General features: G+C 35.0%; 17 protein-coding genes and 1 tRNA gene. 5 read left to right on the plus strand and 13 right to left on the minus strand.

Translation table 11 applies throughout. The features are described from left to right. Positions 1-3: 3 nt before the first annotated feature. The 7 genes from Z053_RS0120645 to Z053_RS0120675 are packed head-to-tail and all read right to left on the minus strand — an operon-like array spanning position 4 to position 9,974. A complete protein-coding gene (locus Z053_RS0120645; protein WP_025666871.1) occupies positions 4-1,077 on the minus strand; it encodes a cytochrome c oxidase subunit II in 1,074 nt (357 codons plus the stop codon). Between the two features lie 33 nt (positions 1,078-1,110). Continuing rightward, the gene (locus Z053_RS0120650) at positions 1,111-2,442 is read right to left on the minus strand and encodes a hypothetical protein (RefSeq protein WP_025666872.1); all 1,332 of its coding nucleotides are present in this window, start codon (positions 2,440-2,442) and stop codon (positions 1,111-1,113) included. Positions 2,443-2,483: 41 nt separating this feature from the next. Beyond that, complete coding sequence (locus Z053_RS0120655) at positions 2,484-3,137, minus strand: c-type cytochrome (RefSeq protein ID WP_025666873.1); 654 nt, start codon at positions 3,135-3,137, stop codon at positions 2,484-2,486. Positions 3,138-3,142: 5 nt separating this feature from the next. Continuing rightward, on the minus strand, positions 3,143-3,682 hold the full coding sequence (locus tag Z053_RS0120660) for a DUF3341 domain-containing protein (RefSeq protein WP_025666874.1): 540 nt from the start codon (positions 3,680-3,682) through the stop codon (positions 3,143-3,145). A gap of 4 nt (positions 3,683-3,686) precedes the next feature. After that, entirely contained in the window at positions 3,687-5,423 is a 1,737-nt protein-coding gene (gene nrfD, locus Z053_RS29045; RefSeq protein WP_025666875.1) for an NrfD/PsrC family molybdoenzyme membrane anchor subunit, read from the minus strand. 34 nt (positions 5,424-5,457) lie between these two features. After that, on the minus strand, positions 5,458-8,592 hold the full coding sequence (locus Z053_RS0120670; protein WP_025666876.1) for a TAT-variant-translocated molybdopterin oxidoreductase: 3,135 nt from the start codon (positions 8,590-8,592) through the stop codon (positions 5,458-5,460). 59 nt (positions 8,593-8,651) lie between these two features. After that, on the minus strand, positions 8,652-9,974 hold the full coding sequence (locus Z053_RS0120675; protein WP_025666877.1) for a c-type cytochrome: 1,323 nt from the start codon (positions 9,972-9,974) through the stop codon (positions 8,652-8,654). 222 nt (positions 9,975-10,196) lie between these two features. Between Z053_RS0120675 and Z053_RS29050 the strand changes: the two genes are divergently transcribed. Further along, positions 10,197-10,661 (plus strand): SPOR domain-containing protein, encoded by a 465-nt coding sequence (locus tag Z053_RS29050; protein WP_152538358.1) that lies wholly within the window; start codon positions 10,197-10,199, stop codon positions 10,659-10,661. Between the two features lie 77 nt (positions 10,662-10,738). Here the strand turns inward: Z053_RS29050 and infB are convergent, their stop codons facing one another. From infB to rimP, 3 genes are read right to left on the minus strand one after another with little or no spacing between them, the layout of a single operon-like run. Beyond that, a complete protein-coding gene (infB, locus tag Z053_RS0120685; RefSeq protein WP_025666879.1) occupies positions 10,739-13,561 on the minus strand; it encodes a translation initiation factor IF-2 in 2,823 nt (940 codons plus the stop codon). A gap of 43 nt (positions 13,562-13,604) precedes the next feature. Beyond that, the gene (gene nusA, locus Z053_RS0120690; protein WP_024771645.1) at positions 13,605-14,837 is read right to left on the minus strand and encodes a transcription termination factor NusA; all 1,233 of its coding nucleotides are present in this window, start codon (positions 14,835-14,837) and stop codon (positions 13,605-13,607) included. A gap of 15 nt (positions 14,838-14,852) precedes the next feature. Beyond that, complete coding sequence (gene rimP, locus Z053_RS0120695) at positions 14,853-15,353, minus strand: ribosome assembly cofactor RimP (RefSeq protein WP_231389261.1); 501 nt, start codon at positions 15,351-15,353, stop codon at positions 14,853-14,855. A gap of 188 nt (positions 15,354-15,541) precedes the next feature. Between rimP and Z053_RS0120700 the strand changes: the two genes are divergently transcribed. Next, entirely contained in the window at positions 15,542-16,375 is an 834-nt protein-coding gene (locus Z053_RS0120700) for a universal stress protein (protein WP_231389262.1), read from the plus strand. Between the two features lie 53 nt (positions 16,376-16,428). On the opposite strand, the gene Z053_RS0120705 is transcribed toward Z053_RS0120700, so the two are convergent. Continuing rightward, positions 16,429-16,501: transfer RNA gene (locus Z053_RS0120705), tRNA-Gln, on the minus strand. Positions 16,502-16,707: 206 nt separating this feature from the next. Here Z053_RS0120705 and Z053_RS0120710 point away from each other — a divergent pair. Next, positions 16,708-20,013, plus strand: a complete 3,306-nt coding sequence (locus Z053_RS0120710) for a glycosyltransferase family 117 protein (protein WP_025666882.1) — start codon at positions 16,708-16,710, stop codon at positions 20,011-20,013. A 48-nt stretch (positions 20,014-20,061) separates the two neighbouring features. Further along, positions 20,062-20,712, plus strand: coding sequence for a polysaccharide deacetylase family protein (locus tag Z053_RS0120715; RefSeq protein ID WP_025666883.1), 651 nt, complete (start codon positions 20,062-20,064; stop codon positions 20,710-20,712). On the opposite strand, the gene Z053_RS0120720 is transcribed toward Z053_RS0120715, so the two are convergent. After that, a complete protein-coding gene (locus tag Z053_RS0120720) occupies positions 20,709-21,005 on the minus strand; it encodes a thioredoxin family protein (protein WP_024772315.1) in 297 nt (98 codons plus the stop codon). The genes Z053_RS0120715 and Z053_RS0120720 overlap by 4 nt on opposite strands. Before the next feature lie 71 nt (positions 21,006-21,076). Next, entirely contained in the window at positions 21,077-22,321 is a 1,245-nt protein-coding gene (locus Z053_RS0120725; protein ID WP_035096503.1) for a metallophosphoesterase, read from the minus strand. Between the two features lie 402 nt (positions 22,322-22,723). Here Z053_RS0120725 and polA point away from each other — a divergent pair, with 402 nt between their 5' ends. Next, complete coding sequence (gene polA / locus Z053_RS0120730; RefSeq protein ID WP_025666885.1) at positions 22,724-25,555, plus strand: DNA polymerase I; 2,832 nt, start codon at positions 22,724-22,726, stop codon at positions 25,553-25,555. Positions 25,556-25,566: the final 11 nt, after the last annotated feature.

Consider the following 25,566-nt stretch of genomic DNA (forward strand, 5'->3'; position numbering starts at 1 on the left):
TTCTTAGTTGCTTGCTTGGGCTGATAATTGCTCTCCAAAGGTAGGCTGTGTTTTTAACCATGCCTTATAATCTTCTTCAGACTCTACTATAATCTTCATTTGCATATTATAATGTGATACCCCACATATTTTATTACACAATAAGTAGTATTCGAATGTATATTCTTCTAAAGCTTCATCTCCTGCAGCTACTAATTTTTTGCTTTTTTCTCTTCTAATCTTATTGATTGTAGCGACTTTCTCTACCATAAACTCGCTATTTCTCATTTCTTCAGAAGTAACAGTCGGTGTATAAGCAAACTCTGTAATCATACCCGGTACAACATTCATCTGTGCTCTAAAAAATGGCATGTAAGCAGAATGTAATACATCCTGAGAGCGCATTTTAAAAATAACCTTTCTATTTACAGGCAAATGCAATTCATTAGTAATTTTGTCATCTTTTCCATAAGTATCAGAAACATCTAGACCTAAGGTATTAATTCCTTCTATATAACGAACATTAGCTTTACCTAATTCATTATCCTCTCCAGAGTATCGAGCACGCCAGTCGAATTGATATGCGTATAACTCAACAATTAATGGATCTCCATCTTCTTCATCGATATTCATGATATCGGTCCATGTAAACAATCCATATATAATTAATCCTGCAAGTACAATTACCGGTATAATAGTCCAGATAAATTCTAATTTGTCATTATCGGCAAAGAATAATGCTTTATTTTCTTTTTTACCTCGATACTTGTATGAAAAGAAATGTAACAATCCCTGTGTAAGGATCTGTACAATCATGATCAATACCATCGAGATCAACATTAATCTATCATAATCAACACCATGTTCAGAAGCTGATTCTGGAAGGAAATAAGAGTCATATTGTACAAAACAATATATGGTAAGCAGGTAAAGAAATATTACAAATGCAAGCATAAGCTTACCTTGTAAATTATTGTCTTTGTCGTTTGCTACTTGAGAGTTATCTGTTTTAGCTTGAGACAATTTCAATATCTTTGACATTTGCCACAACGTGATTCCAAAAAGTGCTATAACTACTAAGGTTAAGAATACAGTCATTTTTATCTATCTTCTTTTTTTACAATTCAAATTTTAATAATGGAAATGTTTACTTTCCTCTATATAAGGGTTTCCTTTAGGCAATAATGGAGCTTTAGTTAATGCTCTAAACACTACGAATAAAAATAGTCCTAAAAACAATGACACAGCACTTATTTCACTAATACCTATAAACCATGATTCGCCAACTGTTGCAGGCATTATCATGTTATAAACATCGATATAATGACCACAAAGAATAACAATACCTGCCATTACAACAAACCAGTTTACACGTTTAAAATCACTATTCATTAACACCAATATTGGGAAAATAAAATTCATTACTAACATTCCAAAAAATGGAAGTTTATAATCCTCAATACGAGTAATAAAATAAGTTACCTCTTCTGGTATATTAGAATACCATATCAACATAAACTGAGAGAACCAAAGATATGTCCAGAAGATACTGATACCAAACATAAACTTAGCCAGGTCATGAATATGACTATTATTTACAAATTCTAAATATCCTTTAGATTTTAAGTAAATACTTATTAAAGCGATCGTAGTAATACCAGAAACAAATAAACTTGCAAATACATACCATCCAAATAAGGTACTGAACCAGTGTGGATCAAAACTCATAATCCAATCCCAAGATGCCATAGATTCTGTATAGATAAAAAATACTAAGAATCCTGCAGATATCTTAAAGCTCTTTTTATACCACTTATTCCCTTCTGTATCTTCATCCTGCTTTCTTGAATATTTAACAGCGAAATGACGATATAGTAACCATCCTCCTAAAAAGATAACAGCTCTGATAATGAATCCCCAGCTATTTAACCAGCCAGATTTTCCTTGAAGTAATGCATCATGAGCTACAACTTCTGGATCCGCCCATACAAACAAATGATTAACATGGAATCCTGATAATGCTAAAATTACAAAAAGGATAATTCCTCCTGGCACCAAATATGCTGTTATTGCTTCCATTACTCTAAAAAGTACTGGAGACCATCCTGCTTGTGATGCAAATTGTATTGCATAAAATGCTAATACTCCAAGTGCTATCATAAAAAAGAAGAATGCTGCTACATATAATGAAGCCCAAGGCTTATTTTGTAATTGGTGTAATACATGTTCATAGTGTGCATCTCCTCCATGAGCATCTTCTTCTCCGTGTCCTTGATTACCATGACTGCTCTCTGCTACTTGTGATTCACCATGACCACCTCCATGAGCGTCGTGCGCTGCCATCATTTCTTTTACCTCTTCTACAGACCCAGGCCTTTGTCCAAATCCAATAATAAGACCTACAAGACCTACAACCATAAGGATGATAGAAAATAATCTTAATCTATTTGATAGCGTATACATATCTTTATAATATCGTTATTCTTAACTTTTTTACTAGTGCACTAGTGTGCGTTACTATGATCTTCTGTTGATTCAGGATGTTCTTCTACTTTTGTTTCTACAACGGTAGGCGCAGCATCTGTATCTATTCGAGGGGTTTTCCCTTCAAGGTCAGCCTTTAATTTCTGTACGTATTGAACAATCTGCCAACGTTCATGCTCATTAGTTTGGGATGCATACGACCCCATAGAGTTAATTCCATAATACATTACATGATAAATACTTCCTTCTGTAATTGCTCTACCTATATCATCGTAACTAGGAACTCCTAAAATCTTTTCTCTTTGTACCAAAGGTCCTTTTCCATCTCCTTTTCCTCCATGGCAAATTGCACAATAGATATCATACAACTCTTTTCCTGCATCTTCATTTTCTTTTGTATATCGGATTGGGTTCTTTAAAGTGTCCTTAGCAAGTAAGTAACCTTCTTGTGAATTTTCAAAATCATATGGCATCCATCCTCTTGGTATTGAGCCTTCGGCAGGTAACATGGCTTCCTGACCGCCAGGAAAAATACCGTAGTCACCATAAGTTTCATAACTTAACGGTTCATACATATTAGGCATAAATTGATAATTAGGTTTTGAATCTTTTTTACAAGAAACAACGCAAATCATCACTACTGCCGTTGCTAATATTTTTATAGTATTCTTCATTATTACTAATGGTTATCTTCTTCCTTATCTATTACTTTAATTTCTACTGCTCCGGTATCACCCAAAAAGCTAGCAAGTTGATCAACATCGTGATTCCCTGCATCTACTTCCATTAAGAAATGATCATCTGTAGTTCTTACGTCAGGATTTTCGGCTTTTTTAAATGGCCATAATTTACTTCTCATGTAAAAAGTAATTACCATTAAATGGGCTGCAAAGAACACGGTAAGCTCAAACATAATCGGAACAAAGGATGGCATGTTTTCGATATAGCTAAAACTAGGTTTACCCCCTATGTCTTGAGGCCAATCTTCGATCATGATATAATTCATCATCAAGATTGCTACCGTAAGTCCAACACAACCATACATAAAGGATGTAATTGCTAATCGGGTATGAGGTAATCCCATTGCTTTATCTAGTCCATGAACTGGAAAAGGCGTGTATACCTCTTCGATATGATAGTGCTCTGCACGAACTTTCTTGACAGCATCCATCAGGATATCGTCGTCTATATATAATGCATGTATAACTTTTGATGCCATACTTCTAGTTATTTTTAAGTTTTTCTGCCTGACCAGCCCAATCATCGCGTTGTGCTCTACCAGGGAATGATCCAGTGATATTATCTAATAAATCGTACTCAGTTTCGGTCATTTTACTTACTTGATCAAAAGTAAATATTCCGATCTCATTAAGTTTCTTTTCCATTACTGGTCCGATACCGTTAACTTTTTTAAGATCATCTGCAGTTTGTGTTGACGGATCAAATGTCCCAAGGTTCCCCAATAGGTTATTGATATCTTCTTCACTTGCTTCTACTTTGGTTTCAGTCTTTTTCTTTGCGGATTTTTCTTTTACCACTTCTGCTTTACCTTTAGGTAACTCATCTCTGTGATCTTTTCCGGCTTCTCTTAGTTTCTTATATTTTTCTCCAGAAGATTTCAGAATTGATTTTACTTCTGCCTGTGCTATTACAGGGAACGTACGAGAGTATAATAAGAATAAGACAAAGAAGAATCCAATTGTTCCTATAAATATTCCTATATCTACAAAGGTAGGAGAGAACATTGTCCATGATGATGGTAAATAATCTCTATGAAGTGATGTTACAATGATCACAAAACGTTCAAACCACATTCCTATGTTTACTACAATAGAGATAAAGAAAGAGAACATTATACTTCTTCTTAATTTTGGGAACCACATAAACTGAGGTGAGAACACGTTACATGTCATCATCGCCCAATATGCCCACCAATACGGTCCTGTTGCTCTGTTAAGGAACGCATATTGTTCGTATTCAACTCCAGAATACCAAGCTACAAATAGCTCTGTTATATAGGCGACACCAACAATAGAACCAGTAATCATGATGACAATATTCATCAATTCTATATGTAAAATAGTGATATAGTTTTCTAGGTTTGATACTTTTCTCATTATAATAAGAAGCGTATTCACCATAGCGAATCCAGAAAAAACCGCTCCAGCCACAAAATATGGTGGAAATATTGTGGTATGCCATCCTGGGATTACTGAAGTAGCAAAATCAAATGATACAATAGTATGTACAGAAAGTACTAATGGTGTAGCTAAACCTGCAAGTACTAAAGATACTTCTTCAAAACGTTGCCAGTCTTTTGCTCTTCCACTCCATCCAAAAGATAGAAGGCCATATATTTTTTTTGTAAATGGAGTTATCGCTCGGTCTCTAATCATTGCGAAATCCGGTAGCAATCCAGTCCACCAGAATACCAGTGATACAGAAAGGTACGTAGAGATTGCAAATACATCCCATAGTAATGGCGAGTTAAAGTTTACCCATAGTGATCCAAACTGGTTTGGTATTGGTAATACCCAATATGCCAACCAAGGACGTCCCATGTGAATAATCGGGAATAATCCTGCTTGAATAACGGCAAAAATCGTCATCGCTTCTGCAGAACGGTTAATTGCCATTCTCCACTTCTGACGAAATAACAGTAGTACTGCAGAAATCAAGGTTCCGGCGTGACCAATACCTACCCACCAAACAAAGTTGGTGATATCCCAGGCCCATCCTACTGTTTTGTTTAATCCCCAGGTTCCTATTCCTGTAGATATTGTGTAAATAATACACCCTATCCCCCAAAGGAAAGCAATAAGTGAAATAGAAAAGACAATCCACCAAGATTTATTTGCTTTTCCTTCTACCGCTGCCACAACATCCAATGTTACATCATGGTATGTTTTATCACCGGTTACTAAAGGTTTTCTTATAGGTGCTTCGTAATGAGACATAATCCTTTATAATTGAATTGATTCTTTAATTAGTTAATTAAGCTTCTGTAGTGTTTCTTACTTTTGTTTGATACACAACATTAGGTTTTGTTCCAACATGTTCTAATAAATGATAAGCTCTGTCATCTTTTACTAATTCTGAAATTACGCTTCCCTCTTCATTAACATCTCCAAAACGCATTGCTCCCGATGAACAAGCAGCAGAGCAAGCACATGCATCATTAAATTCGCCTGCAGCTACTAATCTTCCTTCTCGTTTAGCTTTCAGTATAATAGCTTGTGTCGATTGGATACAGAAAGAACATTTTTCCATAACCCCTCTAGAACGCACAGTAACATCAGGATTAAGTACCATTCTACCTAAATCATTATTCATATAGTAATCAAACTCGTCATTATTGTTATATAAGAACCAGTTGAATCTACGTACTTTGTATGGACAGTTATTGGCACAGTATCGTGTCCCTACACAACGATTATATGCCATATGGTTTTGTCCTTGTCTACCATGTGATGTAGCAGCAACAGGACATACAGTCTCACATGGAGCGTGGTTACAGTGCTGGCACATTACTGGTTGGAACACTACCTGAGGATTATCTGATGGATTTTCCATCTCACCAAACTCAGATAAAGAGCTTCCTAAACCGGCAATATTATCTTTCTTGTCATTATCACCTTCAAAACTATCTTGTGAAGAATAATATCTATCAATACGTAACCAATGCATATCTCTAGATCTACGCACTTCTGATTTACCAACTACAGGTACATTATTCTCTGCGTGACAAGCAATAACACAGGCACCACATCCTGTACAAGCATTTAAATCTATAGAAAGGTTAAAATGATGTCCTACAGAACGATCAAATTCATCCCAAAGATCAACTTCTGGAGAAGTAACCTCATATTCTATATGATTTTTACTCACTTCAGGAATTGCATTCCATTCGTGCTTATCTTTTGTATTGAATATTTCGAGAGTCGTTTCTTTTACAATATCGCCACGACCCATTAATGTATTATGTAATTGTACACAAGCAAACTCATGCACTCCTTCTGCAGCCGTAATTGAAACGTTTTGTACGGTATTAAGGTTTTGATATAAAGAGTAGGCATTTACTCCTACTATCATATCTTCTTTAATCCCTTTTGACTTACCATATCCTAAAGCCAATCCAACAGAACCTTTGGCTTGCCCAGGTTGAATAATTACCGGAACTTTTATAGACTCGCTTCCTTGAACTGAAATATTTGCATAACTCCCATTTAAGGCTCCATTTGCAACATTTTCGTTGGTTAATCCTAGCTCGGCAGCATCTGCTCTAGAAACTGTTAAGTAGTTATCCCAAGATGCTCTGGTAATAGGGTCAGGCATTTCTTGTAGCCAAGGGTTATTAGCCTGTTGGCCATCTCCTAATGCTATTTTTGTATATAATGTAAGTTCTATTCCATTTGATTTCGCAACAGAAAGTCTTCTCGATGCGGCACCAACATCTGGTCCTGCCGAAGTTGGTACTGGAGCAGCTTCTATATCAGCTACATCTCCTTCTGGTGCTTCAAGTGCATCTACCAATTCTTGTTTTGGAAGTATTGGTTTTACCAATACTCCATCATGAAGAGCTTGATTCCAGGAAGTACCTCCAAGAATACCCGTCCATGCGCTTTTTATATAATCATGGTAGGTAGATGAATTACCTGTCCATTTTAATAATGTTTCTTGAAATTGTCTTGTATCAAACAAAGGTCTGATCGTAGGCTGCATTAAACTATAGCTTCCTCTTTTTAGTTCGATATCTCCCCAAGATTCTAAATAGTGAGGCGTTGTTGCTACATAATTACATAATTCTGCCGTAGCATCATTATGCATACTAAATGCTACAGATATATCTACTTTTTCAAGGCCGCTTTTAAACTCATTTGCATTTGGTAATGAATATACTGGATTAACGCCAGCAATTAACAGACCTCCTACACGTCCTGCATTCATATCTTTCACCAATTGAGCAACTGCCTTAGCATCTCCTTGACGTATTGTACGTGGAGTATTTTTATTAAAGGCTTTACTTTGGATTGCTTTATTGATTTCTAAAACTACCAATTGTGCATCAACATCCTGAATTCCTGTAACGACTAAAGCATTACTTCCTGCTTTTTGGATCTCTTTTGCAGCTTTAACCACTTCTGCATCTAGCTTAGAATCTAAAGCCCCTTTAGAACCAGATCCTGTTACATATTTATACAGAGCAGCAAGTACTTGTTTCTGTTGTGATGGAGTAGCTTGTATCCTTTTATCTGCATTAGCTCCTGTTAAAGACATGTTTGCTTCAAACTGAATATGCTTAGACATTTTTCCGTTTTTAGGAATACGTCCTTTTGCATATGCACCATCATATCCTCCTCCTTGCCAATCTCCTAAAAAGTCTGCTGCAATACTTACTACCGTATTCGCTTTAGAAAAATCATAATCTGCAAGTGCTCTTTCACCATACATCATTTGATATGCATCTAGAGCTTCACTATTAGAAATAGCATCATATACTACGTGTTTAACGTTTTGATATTTTGCTTTAAATTCTGAAATTAACTTTGATGTAGACGGGCTAGCAAATGTTTGGGTTAACAAAACAATTTGTTTACCTCCAAGGCTATTTAACTTTGCACTTACTTCTTTATCTAAGACATCCCAATCAACATTTTCATTACCTTTTCTAGGTCCCTGAAGACGAGAACTATCATACAATGATAATACTGAAGCATGTACTCTCGCATTAGCATCGCAATTAGATTTAGCCAGATTGTTATTTTCTACTTTTATAGGTCGACCTTCTCTGGTTTTAATTAAAACACTTGCAAAATCATACCCATCTGCAATTGTAGTTGCATAATAGTTAGCAACACCAGGTACTATTCTATCTGGTTGAACTACATATGGTATTGATTTTTTAACAGGGCCTTCACATGCTGCCAATGAAGCAGCTGCTGTACTAAAACCTACATATTTAAGAAAATCACGACGAGTGGTCGACGAATTCTCTAACGATGACTTATCACCTAAAAACTCATCCGTAGGAATTTCCTTAACGAATTCGTTTTGTTGTAGCGTCTCAACAATAGAGCTGTTTTCGTTTAGCTCTTCAACACTTTTCCAGTATTTCTTGTTTGATGACATATATAATTGATATTAGCTTCTTACTATTCTTCCGTTTACGAAAAACAATTGTTTTATTATTAATAATGACATTTACCACATTCCAGACCACCCATTTGAGCAGCTGTCAATTGGTCTACACCATATTTTTTAGAAAGTTCTTTATGAATTTTCTCATAATACTTGTTATCAGCAATTTTCACATTGGTCTCTCTATGACAATTAACACACCACCCCATAGTAAGCGGAGCATACTGATACATAATTTCCATTTCCTCTACCGGACCATGACATGTCTGACACTCTATTCCTGCAACACTTACGTGCTGAGAGTGATTAAAGTATGCAAAATCAGGAAGGTTATGAATACGAACCCATTTTACAGGCTGAGTATCACCAGTATATGCTTGTGTATTAGTATCCCAACCTACCGCTTTGTATAACTTTTGAATCTCACCATCATAGAATTCTTTAGAGTATTCTTCTGTTGCAGTAGCATCAGCTACCTCACTAATAGACTTATGACAGTTCATACAAACATTAAGAGAAGGAATTCCCGATGTTTTACTAACTCTTGCAGAAGAGTGACAATATTTACATTCTATCTTATTATCACCAGCATGAATTTTATGAGAATAGTGTATTGGTTGAACAGGCTGATATCCTTGATCAACTCCTATCTGCATAAAGTATCCATATACAAAGTAACCGCTCGCAAGTAATAAGAAAATGGCAGTAACCATAACCAAGAATTGGTTTTGAATAAATGCTTTCCAGATTGGGGTTCTTTCTTCTGCTTGTGGCAACTCTACATTATTAGCTTCTGCAAAGCTTCTTAGTGTCTTATTAACAAGGAATAAAACCACAACCAGCATCAAAAATACTAGTGCTAATATTGCTAAAATCACATTAGAAGAAACCCCTGAGTTTCCACCACCTCCAGAAGCAGTATCGCTTCCTGGAACAGGTGCAGGCGGATCTGCTTTAGGCTCCATTACATAGGCCAAAATATTATCAATATCACCATCTGTTAACTGCGGAAAAGCATTCATTGCAGTTTTGTTATACTCTTCGAAAACAGCAACAGCTTGCGCATCACCAGAAGCGACCATAGCTGCACTATTCTTTATCCATGAATATAACCATGCTCTGTCATACTTATCAGCAACTCCAAAAAGAGCAGGACCAACTGCTTTTTTATACCGCTTATGACAAGCTGCACAAAGTGATTTAAACAACTCTTCTCCCTTAGCGACATCTCCTCCAGACGAAGCTTCAGTTACAGCAGCGTTATCAACAGCCGCTTCATCCTGCCCAAAGACAGGGTTAAAAAAAGTAAATAAAAAAACAGTTCCTAGGATTAGGATTTTAGAGGCTGAATTTCGGTGTTTCACCTGTTTCATATTATCAAGTAGAATTATCGTCTTAATTTTGGTATGGTTTTTTCATTAATATCTTAAAAAAGATATAAAACCGGCACTTTTAATTCGACGACAAAAGTACTATAATTAGTCGATTTTAGAAATGTTAGAGAACCGTTAACTCTTAATTTATAACAATTCTAAATAATATTTTTTAATGATTTTGAGTTATTAAACTTTACCTTTGCATCAAATCAATTTGTAATGAGAATGTTAAACACCACAAACCATATTTTTCTGTTTGGTTTTTACCTTATAATTACCAGCACTTTAACCGCTCAGGATACCACAAATATTACTCCTGAAACTCCAAATCAGCCCGATTTTGTACCCGTAAACATATTACCACAACCAGAAGCGTCTGTAACTATCAATCAAGATCCACGAATAAAAATGCTTCTTGATATAAAATCTAAGATGGAAAAAGATGGAGAATTTAGTGATCGCTACAAGATTCAGTTATATTATGGTAATTTAAATAAGGCAAATGAAATAATAAGAGCCTCAAAAGAAGCTTTTCCAAAATGGAGTTCGTCGATCCAATGGGAAACACCTAATTACAAAGTATGGATGGGAAACTATCGCACAAGGCTTGAAGCCGACAGAGCATTAAAAGAAGTGCACACCAAATTCCCTAATGCATTCATATTTAGACCAGAAAAAAAATAAAGATTCTTCTTATTCATAAATAATAAAACCCGATGTTTTCACATCGGGTTTTATTATTTACTAAATTATCCTAGATATTATAGCTTCTTCTTTACGGCTACTTCTTGATAAGCCTCTACTATATCACCTTCTTTAATATCATTATAATTCTTAATTTGTAGACCACAGTCATATCCTTTTGCTACTTCTTTTACATCATCTTTAAATCTTTTTAAAGAAGCAAACTCACCTGTATATACTACAACACCTTCTCGAATCAAGCGTACACCAGAATTTCGGAAAAGTTTACCTGTAAGAACCATACATCCTGCAATTGTACCAACTTTAGAGATCTTAAATGTTTCTCTAATTTCTGCAGTTCCTGTAACTTCTTCTTTCATTACCGGAGAAAGCATTCCTTCCATTGCATCTTTAAGATCATTAATAGCATCATAGATAATCGAATATGTTCTGATATCAATTTCTTCTTTATCTGCAACCTGTCTGGCATTACCAGCTGGTCTAACATTAAATCCAATAATAATAGCATCAGATGCAGATGCCAGCAACACATCACTTTCTGTAATTGCTCCTACTGCTTTATGAATGATATTTACATGAATTTCTTCCGTAGACAATTTCTGGAACGAATCTGTTAACGCCTCTACAGAACCATCAACATCTCCTTTAAGAATAATATTAAGCTCTTTAAAGTCTCCTAAGGCAATTCGACGTCCGATCTCATCTAGTGTAATATGTCGTTGTGTACGCACAGATTGTTCTCTATGTAATTGTGCTCGTTTTGAAGCAATATCTTTAGCTTCTCTCTCATCTTCTAATACACTAAACTTATCTCCCGCTTGTGGAGCACCATCTAATCCAAGGATTGAAACTGGTGTAGAAGGCCCTGCCTCTTTTACGCTATTTCCTCGTTCATCCTGCATCGCCTTAATCTTACCGCTATTTTTACCTGCAAGAACATAATCTCCTATTTTAAGCGTACCTGTTTGTACTAAAATAGTAGACACATAACCACGCCCTTTATCTAAAAACGCTTCTACAACTGTACCCGACGCTAATCGATTCGGATTTGCTTTAAGTTCTAGTATCTCAGCTTCAAGAAGTACTTTTTCAAGTAATTCTTTAACTCCTAATCCAGTTTTAGCAGAAATATCATGGGATTGGATTTTTCCTCCCCAATCTTCTACTAATAAATTCATAGAAGCTAGTTTTTCTTTTATCTTTTCAGGATTTGCTTCTTGCCTATCTACTTTATTAATAGCAAACACAATAGGAACTCCTGCTGCCTGAGCATGACTAATCGCTTCTTTGGTCTGTGGCATCACATCGTCATCTGCTGCAATTACAATAATAGCTAAATCTGTTACCTGCGCACCACGTGCACGCATTGCGGTAAATGCTTCGTGACCAGGTGTATCTAAAAACGCTATTTTCTGTCCATTTTCTAACTGCACTCCATAGGCTCCGATATGCTGGGTAATCCCACCACTCTCACCAGCTATTACATTTTCTTCTCGAATATAATCAAGTAGAGATGTTTTACCATGATCAACATGTCCCATCACAGTTACAATTGGTGCTCTTTCTTCTAAATCCTCGGGAGCATCTACAATTTCTTCTATAGACTCCTCGATATCTGCAGTTACAAAATTAACTTCATAACCAAATTCATCTGCTACAATAGAAAGAGTCTCTGCATCTAAACGCTGATTCATTGTCACCATTATTCCTAATGACATACAAGCCGAAATAATATCGGTGGTTGGCACACTCATCATCGTAGCAACCTCAGAAGCTGTAACAAATTCTGTTACCTTAAGTACTTTACTTTCTTGTTCTTGTTGTGCTACATCATCTTCTGCTTTCTGACGATGCTGATCTCTCTTATCTCTACGATATTTAGCCGCTTTTGACTTATTAGATTTTCCTTGTAATTTTTCAAGAGTTTCTCGTACTTGTTTTTGTACTTCTTCTTCACTTGGCTCTTCTTTTACAATAGCAGGTCGTTTACCTTTTGCAGGTCCTCTTCCTCTATTTCCACCTCGGTTACCACCACCAGACTGACCTCCTGGTCTACCGCCGCCAGATCCTTGAGAACCACCTCCTTCTTTACTAATTCTTCGTCGGCGTTTTTTTGCTGCATCACCTGCATTCGAAGATTTCTTATCAGATTTATCTTCTTTCTTTTTAGCAGGTTTTTTAAATTGAGTTAAATCAATTTTCTGACCTGTGAAATTAGGGCCATCTAATTTCTTATATTGAGTTTTAACCTTCTCTGGCTCTACAGAAACCTCAGCTTCCACTTCTGGCGCTGGAGTTTCAGGCTTATTTTTGCTCACAACAGGCTCTACAGGTTTATCTTCTTTTATTTCTTTTGGCGCTTGTCGCGTTATTTTAATTCCTTTTTTCTGAGGTCTATTTGAAACTACTTCTGGAGTTTTGCTTTTTGCCTCTTCCTTTTCTTTTACCTTTTCTTCTACCTTCTCTACCTTAGGAGCTTCAACTACTTTTTCTTCGGGCTTTGCAGTATTATCTTCTTGCTTTTCTCCTTCCAGTTCAATCTTACCTACTTGCTTAGGTCCACTTAATTGAGCTTTGGCTTTCACAACTTCACGAGCTTCTGCACGTTTACGTTTTTCTTCCTGTTCATTTTCGATCTGCACTCGCAACGCTTCTTTCTCTTTCTTCTTTTCTTCCCCGACTTCCTTTGAAGCTACTTTTTTACTCTTATCCGTTTGAAATTCATCAAACAAGAGCTGATAAATCTCCGAAGAAATTTTTGTAGTAGGACGCGCATCTATCTCATGACCTTTTGAGTTCAAAAAGTCAACAGCCCGATCTAGCGAGATATTGAATTCGCGTAATACTTTATTTAGTCTCATTGTTCCTGCTTCAGCCATAAATGCCTTTTATTTAATGCTCAAATATAATTAATTGTGATTATTAATCTTCAAATTCAGATTTTAATATTCTAATCACTTCGCCTACTGTCTCTTCTTCAAGGTCAGTTCGCTTTACTAAATCACTAATATCCTGTTCTAAAATACTCTTTGCTGTATCCAAACCAATTTTAGAAAATTCTTCAATAATCCATGAGTCGATTTCATCAGAAAACTCTGTAAGCTCTACATCTTCTTCTACACCTTCTCTAAATACATCTATCTCATAACCTGTTAATTGCCCTGCCAATCTAATATTATGACCTCCTCGACCAATAGCTTTAGAAACCTCTTCTGGTCTTAGCATTACTTCTGCTCGACTGGTCTCTTCATTAATCTTTATAGAAGTTACTTTCGCAGGACTTAACGCTCTGGTAATAAATAATTGTAAATTATTTGTATAATTAATAACATCAATATTTTCATTACCCAATTCTCTTACGATACCATGTATACGAGAACCTTTCATACCAACACATGCTCCTACAGGATCAATTCTGTCATCATACGAATCTACAGCAACTTTTGCTTTTTCTCCAGGAATTCTAACTACTTTTTTAACTGTAATTAATCCATCAAACACTTCTGGTATTTCTGATTCGAACAATTTCTCTAAAAACAGAGGTGATGTTCTAGACATAACAATAGATGGTTTATTACCTTTAAGCTCTACAGATTCGATTACTCCTCGTACATTTTCTCCTTTCCTAAAAAAATCAGAAGGTATTTGTCTATCCTTAGGCAATATAATCTCATTACCTTCGTCATCCAACATTATAATCGCTCTATGACGAATATGATGAACCTCTGCAGTATAAATCTCTCCTTCTAATTCTTTAAACTGTTTATAAATATTAGTATTGTCGTGTTCATGGATTTTAGAAATCAAATTCTGGCGCAATGCCAATATAGAACGTCTTCCTAAATCTATAAGCTTAACTTCTTCTGATACGTCTTCACCTACCTCAAAATCAGGCTCTATTTTTTGTGCTTCAGTTAGTGATATTTCTTGATTACCATCTTCAACCTCTCCATCTCCTACTACAATACGGTTTCTCCAAATTTCTAAATCTCCCTTATCAGGATTTATAATGATATCGAAATTGTCATCACTACCAAACTTCTTCTTTAGAGCATTTCTAAATACATCTTCTAAGATCGACATTAAAGTAACACGATCTATAAATTTATCATCCTTGAATTCTGAAAATGATTCTATTAATGCGATATTTTCCATATCAATATATTATAATTAAAATGTTATCATAACTTTTGCTTCTACAATATTTTCATAAGCTATATTAGCTTCTTTAGTAACGGTTACTTTACCTTTACCTACTGGCTTAGGCTCCCGTGTTTTCCACGTTAAGACAACTGCATCTTCGGTCGCCGAGATCAGCTCTCCTTCGATCGTTTCTTCGGTTGTTTTTACCTTAAGTTTTCTACCCACATTCTTTTTGTATTGCCGAACATGCTTCAGACCTTCAGAAACGCCAGAAGACATCACCTGAAGAGAGAAGTCTTCTTCTTCTCTATCTAAATTGTGCTCAATTGCCCTGCTTACAGCAATACAATCTTCTACTTTCACACCATTATCACCATCAATAATAATTTCAATACTATTGTCGGGATGAATTTTACTTTCAATTAGAAATAAGGACGGATTTTCTTGAAGTGCCCCCTCTAATAAATTCTGAACTTTGTCTTTTAATGACATAAATAGATAAAAAGAGGGGACTTCTCGTCCCCTCATCCTGGTTTTTTAATTTCAACGGTGCAAAGATAGTAATAATATCTTATATACAAAATATCGCTAAGAATGAATTTATTCGTAAATTTAAGATATACTATACAAACAGCTTCTTACTTAAACCATATAACCATCAATATGTTCTAAATTCAAAGTGATAAACGAATAACATATTTCAAAAAAGCAGTATTATGATTAAAAGTATACTAGTTCCAACAGATTTTTCTAAACAAGCCGAAAGCGCACTAAAAGTAGCCGCTCAAATAGCGAAAAAAAATAATGCCAAAATCTATCTGTTACATATTTTAGAACTCCCTATGCATCTTACAGATTTAATGTCTTCTGGAGCACCAGGACCTGCACCAGAGGCCGTTTTTTTTATGAAACAAACCCATAAAAAATTTGAAGAAGTACTAAATCAGGATTATTTAAAAGATATTGATGTCATTGAGACTGTAAATTTTGAAGACGTATTGCATGGGATTATTAATTCGAGCACCAAAAACAATATAGACATCATCATCATGGGGTCTCATGGCTCCACTGGTTTTGAAGAATTATTTATAGGCTCTAATGCGGAAAAAGTGGTGCGAACATCAAAAAAACCAGTATTAGTTATCAAAGAAGATTGTGATATTTTTGAAATTAATGACTTTGTATATGCTACAAATTTTGATGATGAAGATAAACCATGTCTTTTAGCAGCACACGATTTTTCTAAATCAATTCAAGCAAAACTTCATTTAGTATGGATAAATACAGCTAATGGATTTAAAACCACTTATGAGACCGAAGAAAAAATGAATAATATGATCTCTAATCTAGCCATAGAGGGGTATAGTTTAAACATCTATAACGACAATACCGTAGAAAAAGGAATACTTAATTTTGCCGACTCTATCAATGCAGGTATGATCGGCATTAGCACTCATGGCAGAAAAGGAATATCACACTTTATTAACGGAAGCTTAGGGGAAGACGTTGTAAATCATGCAAAAAGACCAGTACTCACTTTTAAAATTTAATAGCCATTACTACTAAAAATAAAAAAGGAGCAAATAAATTTGCTCCTTTTTTGTTGGCCTACTAGGGCTCGAACCTAGACTCTTCTGGACCAAAACCAGACGTGTTGCCAGTTACACCATAGGCCAATACGTGTTTGCGGGTGCAAATTTAAAATTTTCTTTTGGCTCTGCAAACATTTTTTAAAATTTATTCTACTAAATCAATAATCTATTTATAAAACTGCTGTTAAATGTCTAAAATATAAACTTCTGTTAAGCGTTTCCTAAAAAAACTAAGGTTAAAGTATTTTTATTATTAAATTCGCCACACGTTATATAACTGAATAAATCTTATGAGCACATTCAACTTTACCAAGTGGAATAAAATATTAGGATGGATTGTTTTTACCATCGCTTTATGCGTTTACGCAATGACGGTAGAACCCACTGCTAGTTTTTGGGATGCAGGAGAATACATTGCTACCTCTTCAAAACTACAAGTCGGCCACCCACCAGGGGCACCACTTTTTCAAATGATTGGAGCTTTTGCTTCTGCTTTTGCATCAGACCCTACACAAATTGCATTAATGGTGAATATGACTTCTGCGTTTGCTAGTGCACTTACGATCCTTTTTATGTTTTGGTCAATTACCATTCTTGTGAAAAAAGTAATTGTTAAAGATGAAGAATTAACACAAGGTAAAGCAATGGCTATTCTAGGTAGTGGTATAGTAGGGGCTCTCGCCTTTTCCTTTACAGATAGCTTTTGGTTTAATGCTGTAGAAGCCGAAGTATATGCAATGGCCACCTGTATTTTATCTGTTCTTTTCTATCTTGGATTATTATGGGAACGAGACATGCATACCTCTAGAGGTAATAAATGGCTACTATTAATTTCTTTTATTGTAGGATTATCTTTTGGTGTTCACTTTATGGGATTACTCTCTATCCCTGCAATAGGTCTATTATATTATTTCAAAAATTACAAAGAAATTACTATAAAAAATTTCATTGTTGCCAATATCGTTGTTGTAGCTATATTATTGTTTATTTTTAAACTCCTACTACCTTCTACACTTAAATTCTTTGGTGCAGCCGAAGTTTTTTTTGTGAATTCTATAGGTATGCCTTTTAATTCAGGAACCATTATTGCTGGATTAATAATCGCTGCAGCTTTTTATTTTGGCATAAAATACACTCGTAAAAAAAATTATCCACAATTAAACACATTGTTACTATGTGTTATGTTTATCCTAATAGGATTTTCTAGTTGGGTTATGTTACCTATACGAGCAAATGCCGGAACTGTAATTAATGAAAATAACCCTAATAACGCAAGAGAGCTTCTGGCATATTATAACTTAGAACAATACCCAGAAACCCATCTTTTTTATGGACCTCAATTTACAGAAATTTATGCAGGTTTGGATGAGAACAATCCATATGAAGATGGCAAACCGAAATATGAAAAAGATCTTAAAACCGGGAAATATATTATAGTTAACGATTGGAAAAATGCAAAACAAAACCTTGATGATGCGCATAAAGCCATTTTACCAAGAATGTGGAGCACAGAGCATATTGCTAATTATATGGAGTTTACCGGGCCAATTAAATTTACAATCAAACCCGAGTATCAAGGTGAAGAAGAATTACTTAATGCTGTTACTCAATTTAGAAGGGAATATGCTACAGGGAAATTAGATAATGATGACTACAGTAAATTTCTACAATCGTTTGGTAATTATATCAATGTAGAAAAACCCTCTTTTTGGGATAACGTAGTATATTTATTTGATTACCAAATGGGATATATGTACTGGCGTTATTTTATGTGGAATTTTGTTGGACGACAAGATGACAACCAAGGCAAACTTACCGATTTAGAAGGAAATTGGCTTAGTGGTATTAAATTTATAGATGAAATTCGATTAGGATCTCAAGATAATTTACCTAGTGATGCTCTTAAAAACAAGGCTCGCAACACTTACTACTTCTTACCCTTACTACTAGGGTTAATTGGTTTTGTATTTATGCTACAAAGAGATAAGAAAAAGTTCTGGGCATTACTCATTTTTTTCTTATTTACAGGTTTAGCACTAAAAATTTACCTTAATGAAAGACCTTTTGAACCAAGAGAGCGAGATTATGCACTGGTAGGGTCATTTTATGTATTTGCCATCTGGATAGGATTTGGTGTATATGCTTTGTTTGATTTACTTAAAAAATATGTACAACCCAAAATACTCGCTCCTATAGTTACCGTGGTTTGTCTATTGGCCGTACCAGTACTATTAGCAGCACAAAACTGGGATGATCACGATCGTTCAAATCGATATACTGCACAATCTATGGCAAAAATGTACTTGCAATCTTGCCAAAAAGATGCCATTCTATTTACCATAGGAGATAATGACACATTTGCCCTATGGTATGCACAAGAAATTGAAGGCTACCGTACAGATGTTAGAACCGTAAACACAAGCCTTTTTGCAACAGATTGGTATATAGACCAAATGAAAAAAGCTGCATATGAAGGAAAACCTATCCCCTCTCAATTAACTCATGAATTCTATCGATTCGGAAATAACGATGCTATTTATCACAAACCCGTAACTTCTGATACGATGCTTATCAAAAACTGGATGAGATGGATAGAAACAGATGACCCTCGAACTAAAGGAGATTTACAAAGTGGTAAAAAAGTAAATACATTTCCTACTAAGCACATACGAATTCCCGTAGACAAAGAAGCGGTGCTTAGAAATGGTATTGTGGCTCAAAAAGATGCTGATCTTATTGTACCTTATATTGATATCCATCTTAATGGGGATTTATTATTTAAAAATCGTCTTTTGATGCTGGATATTATCGCTAATAACAATTGGGAAAGACCTATTTATTTTACTGGCGGAAGTTATGGAGATGATGATTTCTTATGGATGAAAGATTATCTGCAATTAGATGGGGTTACTTTTAAATTAGTTCCTATTCGCACTAAGGTAAATCCTCGAAACCCTTTTGAAATGGGCAGAATAGATACCGATCTCATGTATAAAAACGTAACTACCTGGGATTGGGGTAATAGTAATGACCCGAATATATATCATGATCCAGAAACCAGAAAAAATGCAATTACATATCGTAGTAATCTAGCAAGACTTGTCGAGGCTTTAATCCAGGAAGATAAAAAAGATAAAGCCAAAGAAATTTTGGATCTGGCAATGGATAAAATGCCAATCGAATACTATGAATATTACACTCTGGTAGAGCCTTATATTTCTGGATATTACGAGATAGGAGAAAAACAAAAAGCTCGAGATTTATGGATAAAACTGGCAAAAAAATACCAGGAGCAGCTCACCTATTTTGGTAGCTTAGAGCTTAAAGATCAATATCGTTATGCTGAAGAGATTGTAACTAATGTAGAACGTTATCGTAGCGTAGTTGATCTATTGCTAATCAATCAGGATCGGGAAATGATAGAAGAAAAAGCAGATGAGTTTAACAAATACCTAAGATTGTTTGCTCGACTCTATTCTGAAGATGAAGAATATGATGATGATGAAGCCATACGTAAACAACAAGAAGAAGATCTTATTAAAGAGTTTCAAAACCAGGAAAAATCGTTAGATTCTTTAGATAGCATAGCAAACTAATTATTAAAAGTGAGCCTTTATAAGGCTCACTTTTTTAGTATACTCATAGTGCAAATAATTCCAAATAAAACTCCTAAGGTTATTAAACAACTTTTCCCAAATTATATCTGGGATCTTTATGTGAATAATGAAAAGAAGTTATATTTAACTTTTGATGATGGCCCCATACCAGGTGTTACAGAATTTGTTTTAACCCTGTTAAATCAATATAATGCCAAAGCAACTTTTTTTTGTATAGGTGATAATATTAGAAAACATCCCGAAGTCTTTCGACAAATTCTAGCAGAGGGCCATGCTATAGGCAATCATACTATGAATCACTTAAAAGCCTGGAAAACCAGTCTAGAAATATACGTTCAAAACATTATAGATTGTCAAAATCTAATTCAGGAATATTCACCTAAGGAAGATATACAACAAATATTTAGACCGCCATATGGGCAAATAAGTCGCACCAAATTTAAAGCACTAGAAAAGTTAGGATATAACATTATACTTTGGGATGTATTATCAAAAGATTGGGAACAAACAATATCACCAGAAGAATGTTTACAAAACGTGCTCCAAAATGCACAACAGGGAAGCATTATTGTTTTTCATGACAGCATAAAAGCTTCAAAAAACCTTACAGTCGTACTACCCGAGGTCTTAGACTATTTTTCTAAAAAAGGATATGTTTTTGATACCATTAGGTTCTAAACATACTCTTTCATGAGACCGATTAGTGTATTAGCATCTTGCTCGCCACTTTGTCTCCAAACCATCTCACCTTCTTTATAAATCATTAATGTAGGAAGCCCTTTAATACGTAAAGCAGTAGCCAACTCTTCATTCTTATCTACATCAATCTTTATAACTTTCCCTTTATCTCCAAGTGCAGCAGCTACATCCCTTAACACAGGATGCATTGCCAGAGAGGGTTCGTTCCATTCGGTAAAAAAGTCTAATAAGACAGGAACTTCAATACCTATTATATCTCCAAACTTTGACATGTTCAAAAACTTTTATGTTTGGGCCTCTAATAATTGGCCATTAAACAGTTGTAAATATAACACTTTCTGAATTATGCGCCTTTACCATTAGATCCTTTTCTCAATTCAATAACCGTAATCTCGGGCCATATACCAACTCGTCCCGGAAAAGCATGAAATCCAAAACCTCGATTTACATTCAGATACCTTCCCATTTCATCATACATACCTGCCCATTGTTTATATACATATTGCACTGGGCTCCATCGTACGAATCCGGGAATTTCAATCCCAAATTGAAATCCATGGGTATGCCCACTTAATGTAAGATGGTAATGATTCGAATGTTTCTTTACTTCATATTCCCAATGTGAGGGATCATGACTTAATAATACTTTAAAATCTTCCTTGGTCACTTTTTCAGAAGCCTTTTTCAAATCACCAGCTTTCTTAAAGTTATGCCCCCAATTCTCTACCCCTATCACAGCAATACGTTCACCATCCTTTTCTACAAAAGTGCTATCATTAAGTAACAGATTAAAATCAATTTTAGTATGAACTTCCTTTATTGCTTCAAAATTTGCATCTTTTTCTTCCTGACTGTTCCAAGTAACATATTCTCCATAATCGTGATTTCCTAAAACAGAGTATTTGCCATATTTAGGTGTTTTAATACGTTTAAAAGTATCTATCCAATCATCCATTTCTTCTGCTACAGTATTCACAATATCTCCGGTAAATAACAATAAATCTGTTTCTTGTTCATTAATTAAATCCACTGCATATTCGATTTTGGCCGGATCATCAAAACTTCCAGAGTGTATATCTGAAATTTGTGTAATTCTAAATCCATCAAATGCAGCAGGGAGGTCTTCAAAATGCAACACATGGCGTATCACCTTAAAATTATATTTCCCTCTAAAAATCCCGTGCAGCAATCCCCCAAGAGGTATTGCAGCAACACCAAGTGCCAGTTGACTTATAAATTTTCTACGGTCTGGAAAATATTGAGTAGCTGTACCTTCAAAAAAAGTGTTTGTAAGATAATTATATCCCGCTACACAAACTCTAATAATGTCTTCGCCAAATAAAAATAAAATCATAATTAATTTAGGCACCAAAGTGAGTAACAAAAGAGCACTAGCTCTTAATGTATATTTGGTTGGGCCGACACTGCGATCATAGTTAGCAAAAACATAAATCACATAACTCAAAATAAGCAATGACAATACTAAATATCCTATTTGCACCCATTGATTTTTGGTAATAGTACGAATGGCTTGATATGCATAAGTTTCAATAAGTATGTATAGAATTATAGGGACTAACCAACGCATAATTTGTTGTAAGATTTTAATTATTAAACAAAGCTATCCCTCCTTTTTAATTTGCGGCTATTTTTTAAGTAAAAATTAACGATAAATAAATTTTACGACCAAAAAGCGTTAAAATCATGTCTTTACCAGGCATAAATCTTAACAATTTCTTTTAGAACTAAGATTTTTATTTGTAACTTCGTTTCATATTCCTTTTTAGGGCTTAATTACAATTTAAAAAAATCATATACTATATATAAAAATTACTATCGTATTTATAGCAGTTGATACATTGTTATCAATTTTATTTTGGGGCGAAATGCCGTCAGTTTTTGGCGGCATTTCTTTTTATATTTATTATAGTTTTTGACACTAATTTGATTAATCTTCTTTTTATATTGCATTTCTAAAAATTTAACTCACATCATGTCACAAAAACGTCTTTTTCTTCTGGATGCTTTCGCTCTTATTTTTCGAGGGTACTATGCACTTATTAAAAACCCGAGAATTAACTCAAAAGGGCAGGATACATCTGCAATTTTAGGTTTTGTAAATTCTTTATTCGATGTTATTAAAAGAGAAAAACCTGATCATTTGGCTGTTGCATTTGACAAGCAAGGGAGTAAAGATCGATTAGAAATTTTTCCTGAATACAAGGCTAATCGCGACGAAACCCCCGAGGCCATTAAAATTGCTGTACCAATAATTCAGGAAATACTAAAAGCTATGCACATTCCTATCATAGAAAAAGCAGGTGTAGAAGCAGATGATTTAATTGGTACCATTGCCAAACAAGCCGAAAAAGAAGGATATCAAACATACATGGTTACTCCTGATAAGGATTATGCACAATTAGTTTCTGAAAATATTTTTATGTATCGTCCTGCCAGGATGGGAAATGGAATCGAAATCTGGGGAATACCAGAGGTACAAAAAAGATTTGAGGTAGAACGACCAGAACAGGTTATTGATTATCTTGGTATGATGGGCGATGCTGTGGATAATATTCCTGGATTGCCGGGGGTTGGTGACAAAACTGCCAAAAAATTTCTTGCAGAATACGGTTCTATGGAAGGCTTATTAGCCAATACCGATAAGCTAAAAGGTAAAATGAAAGAAAAAGTAGAAGCTAATGCAGAATTAGGTCTTCTTTCTAAAAAACTTGCAACCATTATTTTAGATTGTGATGTAACCTTTAATGCCGATGATTACGAATTCACAAAACCTGATGCGCAAAAAGTACACACCATTTTTGAAGAATTAGAATTTAGAAGGCTTACAGATCAATTTACTAAGATTTTTTCGGAAGAAGGAACTAATACATCTGCCCAGGCTACAGGTAATTCTACTGCAAAAAAGAAAACAACACAGGCCGGAGCTGGTCAATTTTCATTATTTGGTGAAACCGAGGAATCTGGTGAAGCCGTTTCTTTTTCTAGTAGAAAAACTATTGCTAATACCGAACATTTCTATCAGAGTATTGTTCCGGGAATGGCAATGAAATTATTCCTTCAAAATTTATTAAAGCAAGAGCATGTTTGTTTTGATACCGAAACTACAGGTCTTAATCCACTAATTGCAGAATTGGTAGGAATTGCTTTTTCCTGGGAAGCAGGAAAAGGTTTTTACATTCCTTTTCCAGAAGATCGTAACGAAGCACAAGAATTGATCGAACAACTACGACCTTTCTTTGAAGCTGAACATATCACAAAAATTGGTCAAAATCTAAAATATGATATCAAAGTTCTGGCAAAATATAATATCGAAGTTAAAGGAACACTATTTGATACGATGTTAGCTCATTATCTCATCAATCCAGACATGAGACACAATATGGATGTACTTGCAGAAACTTATCTTAATTACACTCCGGTTTCTATTACTGAATTAATTGGCAAAAAAGGTAAAAACCAGCTATCCTTCAGGCAAGTACCAATAGATAAGCAAACTGAATACGCTGTAGAGGATGCAGATATTACTTTTCAGCTAAAAGAACATTTTGCACCCGAGCTTACCGAAGCAAAAACAGTCTCTTTATTTAAGGATATTGAAATTCCGTTACTAAGAGTTCTGGCCGATATGGAAATCGAAGGAATTAACCTGGATAAAGGTTTTTTACAATCTCTTTCTGAAGAACTAGATAGCGATATTAAAACATTAGAACAAAAAATCTATACAGAAGCTGGTGAAGAATTTAACATTGCTTCACCAAAGCAATTGGGTGTTATATTATTTGAAAAAATGAAATTGGTAGACAAACCCAAAAAGACAAAGACAGGTCAATATTCTACTGCCGAAGATGTATTATCCTATCTTGCAAAAGATCATGAGATTATTCAAAACATATTGGATTTTCGTGGTTTGTCTAAATTAAAAAGCACTTATGTTGATGCATTGCCAACACAGGTTGACGAAAATACCGGGCGTGTTCATACAGATTATATGCAAACGGTAGCAGCTACCGGACGTCTAAGTTCTAATAATCCAAATTTACAGAACATTCCTATTCGTACAGAAAGAGGAAGACAAGTAAGAAAAGCATTTGTTCCCAGAAATGAAGAATACACACTGCTAGCGGCAGATTATTCTCAAATTGAATTAAGGATCATTGCAGCATTAAGTAAAGAAGAGACCATGATAGAGGCTTTTAAAAATAATGAAGATATCCATGCCTCTACTGCTGCAAAGGTATTTAATGTTCCCATAGAAGAGGTTAGCAGAGAGCAACGTAGTAATGCCAAAACAGTAAACTTTGGAATTATTTATGGGGTTTCGGCTTTTGGATTAAGTAACCAAACCAGTCTTTCACGAAGTGAAGCTAAAGAATTAATCGATACCTATTATAAAACATACCCAAAGCTACGCAACTACATGAGTGAACAGGTAGATTTTGCAAGAGAACATGGTTATGTACAAACGGTTTTAGGAAGACGCCGATATTTAAAAAACATTAACTCTGCAAATGCAATTGTTCGTGGTGCAGCCGAACGAAATGCAGTAAATGCTCCTATTCAAGGAAGCGCTGCTGACATTATCAAGATTGCAATGATCAATATTCATAAAAAACTAAAAGAAGGAAACTATAAGACCAAAATGCTGCTACAGGTGCATGATGAATTGGTATTTGATGTTTTTAAACCAGAATTGGAAGAGATCAAAGTCTTAATCAAAACCGAAATGGAAAATGCATACACTTTAGAAGTTCCATTAGATGTAGATCTTGGATTGGGTAAAGACTGGTTAGAGGCTCACTAAAAATATTAATC

The sequence above is a fragment of the Aquimarina megaterium XH134 genome (assembly GCF_000520975.1).
Lineage (GTDB): Bacteria > Bacteroidota > Bacteroidia > Flavobacteriales > Flavobacteriaceae > Aquimarina > Aquimarina megaterium.

What these genes read in the sequence shown, in the direction of transcription:
- Z053_RS0120645 (WP_025666871.1), bottom strand. Translation starts at nt 1,077, where the DNA reads ATGACTGTATTCTTAACCTTAGTAGTTATAGCACTTTTTGGAATCACG.
- Z053_RS0120650 (WP_025666872.1), bottom strand. Translation starts at nt 2,442, where the DNA reads ATGTATACGCTATCAAATAGATTAAGATTATTTTCTATCATCCTTATG.
- Z053_RS0120655 (WP_025666873.1), bottom strand. Translation starts at nt 3,137, where the DNA reads ATGAAGAATACTATAAAAATATTAGCAACGGCAGTAGTGATGATTTGC.
- Z053_RS0120660 (WP_025666874.1), bottom strand. Translation starts at nt 3,682, where the DNA reads ATGGCATCAAAAGTTATACATGCATTATATATAGACGACGATATCCTG.
- Z053_RS0120670 (WP_025666876.1), bottom strand. Translation starts at nt 8,592, where the DNA reads ATGTCATCAAACAAGAAATACTGGAAAAGTGTTGAAGAGCTAAACGAA.
- Z053_RS0120675 (WP_025666877.1), bottom strand. Translation starts at nt 9,974, where the DNA reads ATGAAACAGGTGAAACACCGAAATTCAGCCTCTAAAATCCTAATCCTA.
- Z053_RS29050 (WP_152538358.1), top strand. Translation starts at nt 10,197, where the DNA reads ATGAGAATGTTAAACACCACAAACCATATTTTTCTGTTTGGTTTTTAC.
- infB (WP_025666879.1), bottom strand. Translation starts at nt 13,561, where the DNA reads ATGGCTGAAGCAGGAACAATGAGACTAAATAAAGTATTACGCGAATTC.
- nusA (WP_024771645.1), bottom strand. Translation starts at nt 14,837, where the DNA reads ATGGAAAATATCGCATTAATAGAATCATTTTCAGAATTCAAGGATGAT.
- rimP (WP_231389261.1), bottom strand. Translation starts at nt 15,353, where the DNA reads ATGAGGGGACGAGAAGTCCCCTCTTTTTATCTATTTATGTCATTAAAA.
- Z053_RS0120700 (WP_231389262.1), top strand. Translation starts at nt 15,542, where the DNA reads ATGATTAAAAGTATACTAGTTCCAACAGATTTTTCTAAACAAGCCGAA.
- Z053_RS0120710 (WP_025666882.1), top strand. Translation starts at nt 16,708, where the DNA reads ATGAGCACATTCAACTTTACCAAGTGGAATAAAATATTAGGATGGATT.
- Z053_RS0120720 (WP_024772315.1), bottom strand. Translation starts at nt 21,005, where the DNA reads ATGTCAAAGTTTGGAGATATAATAGGTATTGAAGTTCCTGTCTTATTA.
- Z053_RS0120725 (WP_035096503.1), bottom strand. Translation starts at nt 22,321, where the DNA reads ATGCGTTGGTTAGTCCCTATAATTCTATACATACTTATTGAAACTTAT.